Source organism: Senegalimassilia faecalis (genome assembly GCF_004135645.1).
Lineage (GTDB): Bacteria > Actinomycetota > Coriobacteriia > Coriobacteriales > Eggerthellaceae > Senegalimassilia > Senegalimassilia faecalis.
In genome coordinates this window covers 2,366,567-2,379,615 of record NZ_SDPW01000001.1, presented here as the reverse complement: position 1 = coordinate 2,379,615, position 13,049 = coordinate 2,366,567, and the positions used below count along the sequence as shown (strand labels likewise).

Below are 13,049 nucleotides of genomic sequence, written 5' to 3'. Positions count from 1 at the left end.
GCCTTCGCCTGGTCGATGAAAGGATATCTTGATGAAGACCTTCTCCAGGCGAACGTTTTTGCAGGTGGCGGGCGTAAGCGTTGCCGCAGTGGGCTTCGGCGGCGTGCTGAGCGCGTGTGCTAGCGGGCAGCAGAGCGCGGGGTCTGGGTCCGGTGCGACCGGCGGCGAGCACGCCTCGCAGGTGACCGTTTCCATGCCGGTGAGCAGCGAGCCCGACGCCGGCTTCGACCCGTTCGTCTCCTGGGGCTGCGGCGAGCATGTGCACGAGCCGCTTATCCAGTCCACGCTTCTGACCACGAAGGCCGACATGGGCTTCGAGAACGACCTTGCAACGGCGTACTCGTGCAGCGATGACGGCCTGACCTGGACGTTCACCATCCGCACCGACGCGAAGTTCACCAACGGCAAGCCGGTCACGGCCCATGACGTGGCCTACACTATCAACGGCGTCGCCAACAACGAGGCCAGCGAGTGCGACCTGACCATGGTCGACAAGGCCGTCGCCGTCGACGACGAGACGTGCGAGATTCGCCTGAACAAGCCGTTCAACGCGCTGCTATACACGCTGGCGGTTATCGGCATCGTGCCTGATGGCGGCCATGATGCCGACTACGGCAGCAACCCGGTGGGCAGCGGCCGCTACATGCTGGAGCAGTGGGATCGCGGCCAGCAGGTCATCCTGAAGGCCAACCCCGACTACTACGGCGAGGCGCCGAAGATCGAGCGCGTCGTGGTGGTGTTCATGGAGGAGGACGCCAGCTTGGCGGCAGCTCGTTCCGGCCAGGTGGACGTTGCGTTCACGTCAGCCACGTTCGCCAGCCAGCAGCCGAAGGGCTACGACCTGCTGAACTGCGCGTCGGTGGACTCTCGCGGTATTTCCCTGCCCACCATCGCGCCGGGTGCCACGCGCAAGCAGACGGGCGAGGAGTATCCCGCCGGCAACGCGGTGACGCAAGACCTTGCGCTGCGTCGTGCCATCAACTATGGCGTGAAGCGTCAGACGCTTATCGACAACGTGCTGAACGGCTACGGCCAGATCGCCTACAGCGTGGGCGACAATATGCCCTGGTCGTCCGATGCTATGAAGTGCGAAGAGGACCTTGCTCGCGCAAAGGCCCTGCTTGACGAGGCGGGCTGGGTGCCCGGCGCTGACGGCGTGCGCGCTAAGGACGGCGTGACGGCCGCGTTCGACCTGTACTATTCGTCCTCCGATTCGGTGCGCCAGGCCATCGCCATGGAGTTCGCCAACCAGATGAACGAGCTGGGCATCAAGGTGACGCCGAAGGGCGCAAGCTGGGATGACATCTACCAGCACCAGTTCAGCGACCCGGTCGTGTGGGGTTGGGGTTCCAACAGCCCGATCGAGGTGTACAACCTGAACTACTCCACGGGCAACGGCAATTACGCCTGCTATGAGAACGCCGCGGTTGACGCGCATCTGAACGCCGCGCTGGCCAACCCTGTGGTCGCCGATTCGTATGACGAATGGAAGCTGGCCATGTGGGACGGCGAAAACGGCGTGGCGCCGCAGGGCGCAGCCACGTGGGTGTGGTTTGCGAACGTGGACCACTTGTATTTCGTGACCGAGGGCCTGAAGGTTGCCGAGCAAAAGCCGCATCCGCATGGTCATGGCTGGTCGATCGTGAACAACGTCGATCAGTGGAGTTGGTAAGGCACGTTTGATTGCGGACGGAAGCGCGGAACTGCTTCCGTCCGCTTGCGTGTTTGAGGCGGCCCAGTCGCTCAGACAGTCCTGCTTTGGCAAAAGCCCCACTGGGTTTCCCGCCTCGCCTTCGGCGAGCGGGAACGCGCCCGCTCGGGCGCATAGATGGGTTGCGAACAGCCCACTGGGCTGTTCGCCGATGCGGAACTCGCTTTGTGGGCCACCTCAAACACGCAAGCTGCGTTAATGAGATCGGAAGCTTCTTGTTCGCGATATTGCAGGGGCCTTTCTGGACGAGTGATCGACGTGGTTGCTCGCTTTTGATGGGGTGGAGTTTGGGGCTTTTGGGAGTATGAATAGGTATTTTGTTCGACATATTTTGCGGTTCGTGCTGCTGATGTTGGCGGTGGGGTTGGTGGTGTTTGCGCTGGTCAGCGCTTCGCCGATTGACCCTGTGCAGGCTAACGTGGGGCAGGCTGCGTATGTGAACATGTCTGACGCCAAGCGCGCGCAGCTGGCAAGCTACTGGGGCGGCGACGTGCCGTTTTGGGAGCGGTTCGCCAACTGGGCGGGCGCGCTTTTACATGGCGACATGGGAGCGTCGCTCAGGTTCAACGCGCCCGTGTCCGAGGTGATCGCGCACCGCGCGGCCAACTCGCTGGCGCTCATGGGCATCGCGTGGGCTATCAGCGGCGTGCTGGGCTTCGCGTTGGGGGTCGTTGCCGGCGCGCGCCGCGGCGGTGCGGTCGATCGTGTGGTGCGCGGCTATTGCTTTTTGCTGGCGTCGACGCCGACGTTTTGGCTGGGGCTCATTATCCTGATGGTGTTCGCTGTGCAACTGGGGTGGTTCCCCATTGGGTTTTCCGTGCCCATTGGCATGTCGGCGGCCGACGTGACGCTGGCCGATGCGGCGCATCATCTGGTGCTGCCCGCGCTCACGCTTTCGGTGACGGGCGTGGCCAACATCGCGCTGCACACGCGCGAGAAGGTGGTCGATGTGCTGGAAAGCGATTACGTACGCTTCGCGCGCGCCCGCGGCGAATCCGACCTGGGCGTGGTTTTGCACCATTGCCTGCGCAACGTGGCGCTGCCGGCGGTCACGCTGCAGTGCGCGTTCATCTCCGAGATATTCGGTGGATCGGTCCTGGTCGAGCAGGTGTTCTCGTATCCGGGCCTGGGACAGGCGGCCGTCACCGCTGGCCTGGGCGGCGACGTGGCGCTTCTGGCCGGAATCGCCCTGGTCAGCGCCGCGTTGGTGTTCGGCGGCAACCTGCTGGCGAACATCCTGTACGGCGTTTTGGACCCGCGTATGCGCGTGAGCGAAGGGAGGGCGTAATGGAGAACGTGCTCCATGCCCCCGCGCAGCGAAGGGGCGGCAACCGCACGGCCACGCTGGCGGCGTGCGTTTTGGCGGCTTTTGCGCTGCTGGCCGTGGTTATGGCGGGTATCGCGCTGTATGGCCAGGCAACGGTCACCGATTTCACCGCGAAGAACCTGGGGCCCTCGTTTGAGCGCCCCTTCGGCACTGACTGGATGGGTCGAGACATGCTGGCGCGCGTGCTGGCGGGTCTGTCCACCAGCGTGCTGGTGGGCTTGCTGGCGGCGGGCGTGTCGTCGGTGATCGCGCTGATGCTGGGATGCGCGGCGGCGCTGGGCGGCAAGCGCGTGGACGCCGTGGTCAGCTGGATGATCGACCTGATGATGGGCGTTCCGCACATCGTGTTGCTGGTGCTCATCTCGTTTGCGCTGGGAAAGGGCTTTTGGGGCGTGACCATCGGAGTGGCCGTGACGCATTGGGCAAGCCTGGCGCGCGTTGTGCGTGCCGAGGTGCTGCAGTGCCGGCAGTCGGGATTTGTGGCGGCCGCGCGCCGACTGGGGCAAAGCCCGGTGCGCATTGCGTTGCGCCATATGGTTCCTTATGTGCTTCCGCAGTTCCTGGTGGGGCTGATTTTGCTGTTCCCGCACGCCATTCTGCACGAGGCCGCCATCACGTTTTTGGGCTTCGGCCTGCCGCCTGAGCAGCCGGCTATCGGCGTGATCTTAAGCGAGTCGATGAGCTATCTGTCCACGGGCGCCTGGTGGTTGGCGGTGTTCCCCGGCGTGGCGCTTATGTGCACGGTGGGCCTGTTCGACCTGGCGGGGCAAAACCTGCGCAAATTGATTGACCCCCACACGGTGCAAAAGTAAATTGCGGTGGTGCGCAAAATGGTATTGATGGAATCGGATAACGTGGCGAAGGAGGATGGCGTGGAGAAAAACGATAAGCTGACGACCAGCGAAAACGCTGAAACCGCAAACTTTTGCGAATGCGCAAAAGCGGTAGAAGCGTCTGATGCCAGCCACTTTTGCGACGATGCAAAAACACTTTTGTGCCCCGCACAAAACTTCCCTGCGTTGAAATGTGCGGGCGACTTTGCGCCCGAATGCGCGGACGAGCACGCACCTCACGAATCCACGCCGCACGAAGATGCGCAGGTGCATCATCATCATTCGCATGCGGCGCATTCGCATCATGCGGGAGGGCACCATTTGCTGCAGGTGGAAGACCTGTGCGTGAGCTTCCGCATGTATGACGAATCGCAGCCGTTCTTCCGCGCCAAGCAGCGTGACGTCGAGGTGCTGCACAACCTCAGCATCGCGGTGCACGCGGGCGAGGTGGTGGCCGTGGTGGGCGCATCGGGGTCGGGCAAAACGCTTCTGGCCGATGCCGTGTTCGGGCTGTTCGAGCCGAACTCCACCGTATCGGGCCGCATCTGGTTCGACGGGCAGCGCATGGACGCGGCGGGACTTGCGGCGCTGCGCGGGCACGGGCTGTCGCTGGTGCCGCAAAGCGTGAGCCACCTTGACCCCATGATGCGCGTGGGCAAGCAGGTGGAAGGGTTCGCGAACGGGCTGACGAAGGCCGAGCGCCGCGCACGTCGGCAGCAGCTGTTCGAGCGTTACGGGCTGGGCCCCGAGGTGGCGCGCCTGTATCCGCACGAGCTGTCGGGCGGTATGGCTCGTCGCGTGCTTTTGTGCTGCGCGCTCATGGACGACCCGCGCGTGATCGTAGCGGACGAGCCAACGCCGGGCCTGGACCTTGACCTGGCCGTTCGCGCGCTCGATGATTTCCGCGCCTTCGCGGACGCGGGCGGCGGCGTGCTGCTGATCACGCACGACATTGAGCTGGCGCTGCGCGTGGCCGACCGCGTGGCTGTATTCAAAGACGGCACAGTGGTGGAGGAAACCGCGGTCGCGAACTTCGCCGACCCCAGCCTGTTGCGCCACGAATTCACCCGCCAACTCTGGCACGCCCTCCCCGAACACGACTTCGCGGCAGAAGGTGCGGAACGGGACAAAGGGACAGTCCCCTTGTCCCATTAACGAAGGCGTGCACATGGCAAACGACCTGTCCCCTTGTCAGATACATTAGGCGCGTTGGCTCAAGGGAAACTGGCCATTGGCAGATTCTAGATTCTCAAGTCTGTCGAGCCCAGCTCATCGGACGGCAAATAACGAAAGGCTTTTATGCTGGAAGCGAAGGACATAACGTTTGGGTATGATGCTGCGCGGCCGCTGTATCGTGGCTTCGGCTTGCGCGTGGAGGCGGGCGAGCGCGTGGCGCTTCAGGCGCCGTCGGGGTTCGGTAAAACCACGCTGTGTCGCATTCTGGCGGGCTACGAGCGTCCGGCGGCGGGCCAAGTGCTGGTGGACGGTCGTGCGCTCCCGCGTCGCGGCGTGTGCCCGGTGCAGCTGATTCAGCAGCACCCCGAGCAGGCGGTGGACCCGCGCCTTCGCATGCGCAAAACGCTGGCAGAAGTGGGCGAGGTGCCGCAGCAGCTGCTTGATGACCTGGGCATTCGCGAAGAATGGCTGCAGCGTTTCCCGCACGAGCTTTCCGGTGGCGAACTGCAGCGCTTCTGCATCGCCCGTGCGTTGGCCACGCGCCCGCGCTACCTGATCTGCGACGAGGTGTCCACCATGCTGGACGCGGTAACGCAAGCGCACATCTGGCGCGTGCTGCTGGCCTACGCCGAGCGCGAGCGCGCCGGCATGCTGCTGGTCTCGCACACCCCCGCGCTCACCAACCGCATAGCCACCCGAACACTCGACCTCACGAAAGCAGCGTGCCGTTAACGCCGGCAAGCCTCTCTGTGGCCGCCGACGGTGTGCCTCGTTGGCCGCAGCGGGCTTCATCGCCCCAAAACTCGCTCATAAAAGTGCGTTTTCCCAGGTAGACAGGCATCGGGCCAAAAACCGACTGTGAAATAGACTCGCAAGCGACTGCTGCAAGCACGCGACAAGGGCGAAGCGGGTTGGCTCGACAAGGTTATGGGGTGCAGCGAAAGCCGTTAAGGGCGGTGGCTTAATTGCTCCCATCTAATGCTGTCTATGCCGGTCACGATATAATTTAAGTTCTCTATGTTAAACCACCGTTGACATAGTCCCACGTGTGGGACAGGTGAGGAAGGGCCCTCCTGTATCATCGATATCGACCAAGAAACCGAGATGCGAGGAGGGCCCGTGGACCCTATTCTATCCGAAATCACGTCTAAGATGACGCGCGAGGAGAAGCTCGCGCTCGTGGCCGAGCTCAAGGCGGCGATCGCCGACGAGATGGCCTCCGACGCGCTTGCGGGCGCCGACGGGCGGGCCGGCGGCCGCCGACATAAACGCGGTGAACGCCCTGCACTCCCGGCTGCGCGGGTTCCTGGTGCCCATGCGCGGCGTGTCCACGCGCAGGCTGCAGCGCTACCTGGACTGGTTCTGCTGGCGCGAGCAGTTCAAGCGGGGCGGGCGCGACCGCAGGCAGCTCCTGTTCCGCCACGAGGCCGAAGGCGAGTACTTCTACACGAGGAGGATCACCCACATCGAGCCTCATCCCGATTACAGCTGGTGGGTACGACAGATGTCAACGGTGGTTTAACATAGAGTTTAAGTTAATAGCAAACGGTGGAAAGGCGGCGCGGATGAATCTTGGCAACGAAAGCGAGACCGTCGAATTCAAGAAATCAACTGGCGAACATAAAGAAGCTCTGCAAGCAATCTGCGCCATTCTGAACAAGCACGGGTGCGGTGAAGTCTATTTTGGCGTCAAAGACAACGGCGATGTTATTGGGCAAGAAGCATCCGATGCAACTGTTCGTCAGGTTGCTTCATGGATTTCAGGTAAGATTGAGCCTGCAATTTTTCCGACTATCGAACGGTGCGAAGTTGCTGGCGGCATTGCATATATTCGTGTCGAATTTTCCGGCCTGGATGCGCCCTACTCGGCAGATGGACGCTATTTCACGCGCGTTGGCACGTCGAACAAAGTAATGACGGCATCTGAACTTCAAGCTGCAATGATTAACCGAGCATATCGCGGGATGCCGTGGGACGCGATGTCGTCTGGCAGGCCTATCTCTGATGTTGACGAGAAGGCGGTTCGCGATTTCATCGAGCTCGGCAAAGAAGCTGGGCGCATCAATGGCGAGTTTAAGGATGCGTCTGATGCGCTTTCGCGCTTAGATATGATTGCGTCAGACGGGGCATTGACTAATGCTGCTGTGGTAATGTTTTGTTATGCGCCAATTGCATATCCGCGTATCAAATTAGGACTATTAGCCGGCAACAGTAAATTGGATATTCTCGATTTGCGGCAGGAATGCTTGCCGTTGATTCAGCTTTTAAAGCACGCTGAATTCTTCGTCGTTTCCAACATTAGGCGCCGATTCGTATTTGGCGAGCCGGGAATGCGGCGCCTAGAAATCCCCGAGATTCCACGTGAAGCCATTCGCGAAGCAATAGCAAACGCGTTGTGCCATCGTGATTACACGACCGGGACGTCGGTCGAGGTCAACGTATACATGGACTTCGTTGAAATCGTGAGCCCAGGTCTATTTCCGAGTGGGGATTCTCCGGAAAAGCATCTTAATGGGACCAGCAGGGGCTTTAAGCAACGCAATCCCAACATTGCGCAGGCGCTATTTCGCTCAGGCCTCATCGAACAATATGGCACGGGTATACCGCGCATCAAAGAGGATTGCGAAGAGGCGGGCGTGAAGTTTGATTATCGCCAGACCGAATACGACACCATTGTTCGATTTGAGCGACCGGGAGCTCGAGTGGCAGCTGTGGATGATACGACAAAGAACGGCAATCTTGCGGCCGAGACGGCCTCGATGCCTGAAGCACTTAATGATGCTGAGCAGATTGCGATGGGCATAGCGCATGATGTCGGCAGCGTTACCAGGCGAGAGCTCATGGAGAAAGCTGGTGTCGGCAGGACAAAAGCGACGAAAACGCTCAGGGAACTTACCGAGAAGGGGCTGCTGGTTTGGGTTGGCAGGAATGAAAAAGACCCCTTCCAGCACTATCAGCCTGCTAAGAATGAGCGACTTTAGTATGCTGGCGAAAGCGCTGCCAATGTCTTGCAGTTCGCTGTTCGCTTGAGGTTGCGCCTCAAGTGAACAGGCCGCGAACAGACCGCGAACAGACCGCGAACAGGCCGCGAACAGACCGCGAACAGACCGCGAAAGGGCGCCGCAAGCATGCGACAAGGGCGAAACGAGTTGATTCGACAAGGCTATGGGATGCGGCGAAAGGAGCTAAGGCCCGTGCGCTGCAGGTGGCTCTGCTTGCCATGATCAAAACTTGTCGAAAATGCAAGTTTTGATCATGACATAGTCGAAACTTGCAAAGTTCGCGAGCTGTCAACTCGTCCGAGGCTGGCACCCGCCCGGGAAGCCGGCTGCAGCTTTGTAATCCCCCGGCAAAATGTGAACGAATTGTCGAGCGGGTTTTGGCGCGATTGCGCGGAAAGTGCAAAGGATGTGCCTTTCGTTGCAAAGTGCAGGTGGGCCGCGTATTTCCCGCGGATAACCCGGTTGTGCATATGCGTCAGACCGGTATAATCCAGTACGTCGAATGGTAGGGAAGCCAGGCTGTTGTCTGTAGCGCGTTTCGCAAAACCGGCACAACGGCGCAATGCGGATGGGTTACGCATAACAATCTGGTAAGGAATTCAACCGAGCGTCCGCAGCGCCCGGTCAAGCCGCCCTCGCACCCGCGAGAGGCGGATTCTTTTGTCCCTGGTCGCAGCAATTTTGCGGTCGCGCATCCGACGAACATAGCTTGAAGACACGTAATCGTCGCAGAAGCGCGTTGCGCCGGCTCCAAGAGGATAAATACGCATGCAAGGTGCGCTCATGGGTGCGCGGTGTTGCAGTGTGCGAGTTTTCGCGAATGCGGAAACGAGCGAAGGCAATGCCGTGCCCAGCGAACCTTTCCGACCTGGGAAAACCCCAGGAATGGCGAAGTCATGCCGAATGCCGGCAGACTGCATGCGTAACCCTCTTGGAGCCGGCGCATTTTTGCGTTTCGGGCGAAACCACTCATTCGGCAGCATTGCAGCAAACCACCGCAACAACCGAATACGACGCTAACGCCGCCGCGCGCAACACCGTGCGAAGCGGCGCGGCGTGCGACCTTGGCGCCCAGGAGCGCCGCCGCGAGGGCGTCGAGCGCGCAGGGCGGCTGCGCGAGGAGCTGGGCGAGGGGCCGGTGACCGGCATCGAGGGCCGCCTGGCCTACCGCTTCGCCAAGCGCGCGTTCGACGTGGCGTTCTCGGCCGCGGTGCTGGTGGCGTTCTGCTGGCTGTTCGCGATCATCGCTGCGCTCATCAAGGCCGACGACCCGAAGGGCCCGGTGCTCTTCAAGCAGCGGCGCGTGGGCAAGGGCGGCGAGACGTTCCAGATGTACAAGTTCCGCAGCATGTGCGTGGACGCCGAGGAGCGCCTGGCAGAGCTGCGCGAGCTCAACGAGAAGACCGGACCGGTGTTCAAGATGGCCGAGGACCCGCGCGTCACCCGCGTTGGCAGGTGGCTGCGCAAGCTCAGCCTCGACGAGCTGCCCCAGTTCATCAACGTGCTGGCCGGCGACATGTCCACGGTGGGCCCGCGCCCGGCGCTGCCCGCCGAGGTGGCGACCTACAACGACTACCAGCGCCAGCGCCTGCTGGTGAAACCAGGCCTGACCTGCTACTGGCAGACCCGTCGCAACCGAGATTCCATCACCTTCGACGAGTGGGTCGACATGGACCTTCTCTACATCAAGAAGTGCGGTGTGTGGGCCGACTTCAAATTGATCATCCAAACCGTGGGCGTCGTGTTAACGGCGCAGGGGAGCTGAGACGTGAACTTGTCTCTATCGACGGCCGGCAATGCGGGTATCAACCGAGTGCTTGGCCGGTCGCGCGGACTTCCTGATTCGGCGTGTGTTTCAAAGGCGGCATGTTAGATGCATATTCTGTTTGTATGCCAGCACTATTGGCCTGAACAATTTCAGACTACGGAAATTTGCGAGGAACTGGTCCGCAGGGGGCATCAGGTTACTGCACTTGTCGGCATCCCGAATTATCCGACAGGAATTGTCCCGGATGAGTACGCTGATGGCAAAAATCGCGAGCAGGAGCATAACGGTGTCCACATAATTCGCGTCGAGGAGGTTCCTCGCACTCCCGGTGTCGTTGGCCTTGCGAAAAACTATTTCAGCTACATGCGCAGAGCTGATGGAAAGCTGAAGGAGTTGACGGGCGGATACGACGTTATTTTTGCTTATCAAATATCGCCAGTTTTGATGGCGGAGCCTGCGATGCGTGCGAAGAAAATCTTCGATGCCCCCGTGTTTCTGTATTGTGCTGATATTTGGCCGGATGCCGTTAAGGCAATGCTGCCATCGAAATTGAATTTTCTCATGCCCGTGGTTCGGCGTGTGAGTACGGGCATATATCGTGGCGCAGATGTGGTAGCGACCAATTCGCGTGCCTACATTGACTGCTTTGAGCAGGTTCATGGTATGAAGAGATCCTCCTGCCATTATGTGCCCCAATACGCCGAAGACTCCTATCTTTCGATGGATTTGACAGCGGAGCCTTCGGATAAGGCTCGGTTTATGGTCATGGGCAACATAGGCCGGCTTCAATATCTTCGCGTTCTCATGGATGCGGTCGACGTGCTCAAATCGCGTAAAGATTTTGAGCTTCACATCGTAGGGACTGGCTCTTCTATCGGGGAACTTGAAAAGTTCGTTGCTGAGCACGGCCTTGGCACCCACGTGGTTTTTCACGGGCGGCGTCCTTTTGAGGAGATGCCTGGTTTCTACCGGATGGCCGATGCCTGCGTTCTGACCCTTCACGTACCCGGCGCTCCATGGATTAGCTCGACGCTTCCGAGCAGGCTGCAGGGGTATATGGCTGCGGGGAAGCCTGTCATTGCGGCAATAGACGGTTCGGCTGCGGAGGTCATTGCTGAATCGGGCTGCGGTGCGTCCGTCCCGGCAACGGACAGCGCATCCCTTTCGGTCCTTATGGCTGATTTCATCGACCACAGGGAAAAGTATGCCAACTGTGGAGAGAACGGCCGTGCTTACTTCAGGGCGAACTTCATGAAGAACCGATACATGGACGAAATCGAGAGGCTGCTCGAGCAGACGACGGAAAGGAAATAGATGGACACTAGCGCCTTTACAGATAAGACCCTCATGATTACTGGCGGCACGGGTAGTTTCGGCAACACGGTGCTTAAGCACTTCGTTAATACCGATTTGGCCGAGATTCGCGTGCTCTCGCGCGACGAGAAGAAGCAGGACGACATGCGCCATCGCCTGCAAGAGCGCATGCCCGAGCTCGCCGGCAAGGTTCGCTTCTTCATCGGCGACGTGCGCGACGCGCAGTCCGTGCGCGACGCGATGCACGGGGTCGACTACATCTTCCACGCCGCTGCGCTGAAACAGGTTCCCTCCTGCGAGTTCTTCCCGATGGAGGCCGTCAAGACCAACGTGATCGGCACGGACAACGTGCTGCACGCCGCCATCGCCGAGGGCGTGGAGAAGGTGGTGTGCCTGTCCACCGACAAAGCCGCCTACCCCATCAACGCTATGGGCAAGTCCAAGGCCATGATGGAGTCCATCATCTACGCCAACGCCCGCAACGGCGCGGGCCGCACCACTATCTGCTGCACCCGTTACGGCAACGTGATGTGCTCCCGCGGATCGGTGATTCCGCTGTTCATCAACCAAATCAGGTCCGGCGAGCCCATCACGGTGACCGACCCCAATATGACGCGCTTCCTGATGAATCTCGACGAGGCGGTGGATTTGGTCCAGTTTGCTTTCGAACACGCCAACCCCGGCGACCTGTTCATCCAGAAGGCTCCGGCCTCTACCATCGGCGACCTCGCCGAAGCCGTGCAGCAGGTGTTCGGCCGCACCGAGACGCGCGTGATTGGCACGCGCCACGGCGAGAAACTCTACGAGACGCTCATGACCCGCGAGGAGCGCCTGCGCGCCGAGGACATGGGCGAGTATTTCAGGGTTGCGTGCGACTCCCGCGACCTCAACTACGACAAGTTCTTCGTTAAGGGCGAGGTCCAAACCCAGGCCGACGAGGCCTACACGTCCCACAACACCCAGCGCCTGGACGTGGCGGGCACGGTGGAGAAGATTAAGGCCGCCGAGTACGTGCAGCTGGCTCTGGAAGGCCGCGAGCAAGAGGCGGTGCAGTAGCGTGCGCTTCCTTGTTCTGGGCGCATCAGGCATGGCGGGCCATACGATAGCGCTATATCTGAAGGAGCGGGGGCACGAGGTTACCGGCTTCGCTCGCCGGGACTTGCCGTTTCTCGACAGCCAGATAACGGGTGACGCGCGGGATGAGGCGCTTCTCCGCATCAGTCTTGGGAACGGCGCGTTCGACGTGGTGGTCAACTGCATCGGCGTGCTCAACTCGTTCGCCGACGCCGATCTCGAGGGGGCGGAGTACCTCAACGGGAAGCTGCCCCACGTGCTGGCCTCTATCTGCGAGAGCCTCCCGACGCGCGTCTTCCATATGTCGACCGACTGTGTGTTCGCCGGCAACACCGGACCTTACACTGAGAGCAGCGTGCCAGACGGCGAGAGCGTCTACGATCGCACCAAGGCTGCGGGCGAGCTGAACGATGCCAAGAACCTGACGTTCCGAAACTCGATCGTCGGTCCGGATATCAACCCGAGGGGAATCGGCCTGCTCAACTGGTTCATGGCCCAGGAGGGCCCTGTAGGGGGCTACACGCGCGCCATGTGGACAGGGCTGACCACGCTAGAGCTGGCGAAGGCCATGGAATGTGCCGCCAACGAGAACGTCTCCGGCCTCGTCAACATGGTGCCGGAGGGGAACATCTCTAAGCACAATCTGCTGTGTCTGTTCAACGAGCACCTGCGCGGCGGCGGCGTGCGCATCGACGAGAACCCTTCGCTTGCGCTCGATAAAACGCTCGTGCGCACCAACTTCGACTGCTCGTTCCGCGCCGCTCCCTACGACCGGCAAGTCGCCGAGATGGCGACGTGGATACGTGCCCGCAAGGAACTCTACCCGCACTACACGTTAGGATAG

11 protein-coding genes are annotated in these 13,049 nt (G+C 60.8%); all 11 read left to right on the top strand.

Annotated elements, in window-relative coordinates; translation table 11 throughout:
* Positions 1 to 31: 31 nt before the first annotated feature.
* The 11 genes from ET524_RS09900 (at position 32) to ET524_RS09850 (ending at position 13,049) form a co-directional block, all read left to right on the top strand.
* Positions 32 to 1,672: an ABC transporter substrate-binding protein gene (locus tag ET524_RS09900; RefSeq protein ID WP_129425453.1), complete on the top strand. Its 1,641-nt coding sequence runs from the start codon at positions 32 to 34 to the stop codon at positions 1,670 to 1,672.
* Positions 1,673 to 2,015: 343 nt separating this feature from the next.
* The gene (locus ET524_RS09895; RefSeq protein ID WP_129425451.1) at positions 2,016 to 2,999 is read left to right on the top strand and encodes an ABC transporter permease; all 984 of its coding nucleotides are present in this window, start codon (positions 2,016 to 2,018) and stop codon (positions 2,997 to 2,999) included.
* Positions 2,999 to 3,850 (top strand): ABC transporter permease, encoded by an 852-nt coding sequence (locus ET524_RS09890; RefSeq protein WP_129425449.1) that lies wholly within the window; start codon positions 2,999 to 3,001, stop codon positions 3,848 to 3,850. The genes ET524_RS09895 and ET524_RS09890 overlap by 1 nt, the downstream gene beginning before the upstream one ends.
* A gap of 60 nt (positions 3,851 to 3,910) precedes the next feature.
* Complete coding sequence (locus ET524_RS09885) at positions 3,911 to 5,026, top strand: ATP-binding cassette domain-containing protein (protein WP_236648303.1); 1,116 nt, start codon at positions 3,911 to 3,913, stop codon at positions 5,024 to 5,026.
* 144 nt (positions 5,027 to 5,170) lie between these two features.
* A complete protein-coding gene (locus ET524_RS09880) occupies positions 5,171 to 5,779 on the top strand; it encodes an ABC transporter ATP-binding protein (RefSeq protein ID WP_129425447.1) in 609 nt (202 codons plus the stop codon).
* 496 nt (positions 5,780 to 6,275) lie between these two features.
* Positions 6,276 to 6,569, top strand: a complete 294-nt coding sequence (locus tag ET524_RS09875; protein ID WP_129425445.1) for a transposase — start codon at positions 6,276 to 6,278, stop codon at positions 6,567 to 6,569.
* A gap of 43 nt (positions 6,570 to 6,612) precedes the next feature.
* Positions 6,613 to 8,028 (top strand): RNA-binding domain-containing protein, encoded by a 1,416-nt coding sequence (locus tag ET524_RS09870; protein WP_129425443.1) that lies wholly within the window; start codon positions 6,613 to 6,615, stop codon positions 8,026 to 8,028.
* An 862-nt stretch (positions 8,029 to 8,890) separates the two neighbouring features.
* Positions 8,891 to 9,814, top strand: a complete 924-nt coding sequence (locus ET524_RS09865; protein ID WP_129425441.1) for a sugar transferase — start codon at positions 8,891 to 8,893, stop codon at positions 9,812 to 9,814.
* A 108-nt stretch (positions 9,815 to 9,922) separates the two neighbouring features.
* Complete coding sequence (locus tag ET524_RS09860) at positions 9,923 to 11,131, top strand: glycosyltransferase family 4 protein (RefSeq protein WP_129425439.1); 1,209 nt, start codon at positions 9,923 to 9,925, stop codon at positions 11,129 to 11,131.
* On the top strand, positions 11,132 to 12,187 hold the full coding sequence (locus tag ET524_RS09855) for a polysaccharide biosynthesis protein (RefSeq protein WP_129425437.1): 1,056 nt from the start codon (positions 11,132 to 11,134) through the stop codon (positions 12,185 to 12,187).
* A gap of 1 nt (position 12,188) precedes the next feature.
* Positions 12,189 to 13,049 carry an SDR family oxidoreductase gene (locus ET524_RS09850; protein WP_129425435.1) on the top strand — a complete coding sequence of 287 codons (861 nt, stop codon included), beginning with the start codon at positions 12,189 to 12,191 and terminating at the stop codon, positions 13,047 to 13,049.

Coding starts and splice junctions, on each gene's coding strand:
- ET524_RS09880 (WP_129425447.1), top strand. CDS start 5,171: ATGCTGGAAGCGAAGGACATAACGTTTGGGTATGATGCTGCGCGGCCG.
- ET524_RS09860 (WP_129425439.1), top strand. CDS start 9,923: ATGCATATTCTGTTTGTATGCCAGCACTATTGGCCTGAACAATTTCAG.
- ET524_RS09855 (WP_129425437.1), top strand. CDS start 11,132: ATGGACACTAGCGCCTTTACAGATAAGACCCTCATGATTACTGGCGGC.
- ET524_RS09865 (WP_129425441.1), top strand. CDS start 8,891: ATGCCGTGCCCAGCGAACCTTTCCGACCTGGGAAAACCCCAGGAATGG.
- ET524_RS09900 (WP_129425453.1), top strand. CDS start 32: ATGAAGACCTTCTCCAGGCGAACGTTTTTGCAGGTGGCGGGCGTAAGC.
- ET524_RS09890 (WP_129425449.1), top strand. CDS start 2,999: ATGGAGAACGTGCTCCATGCCCCCGCGCAGCGAAGGGGCGGCAACCGC.
- ET524_RS09895 (WP_129425451.1), top strand. CDS start 2,016: ATGAATAGGTATTTTGTTCGACATATTTTGCGGTTCGTGCTGCTGATG.
- ET524_RS09870 (WP_129425443.1), top strand. CDS start 6,613: ATGAATCTTGGCAACGAAAGCGAGACCGTCGAATTCAAGAAATCAACT.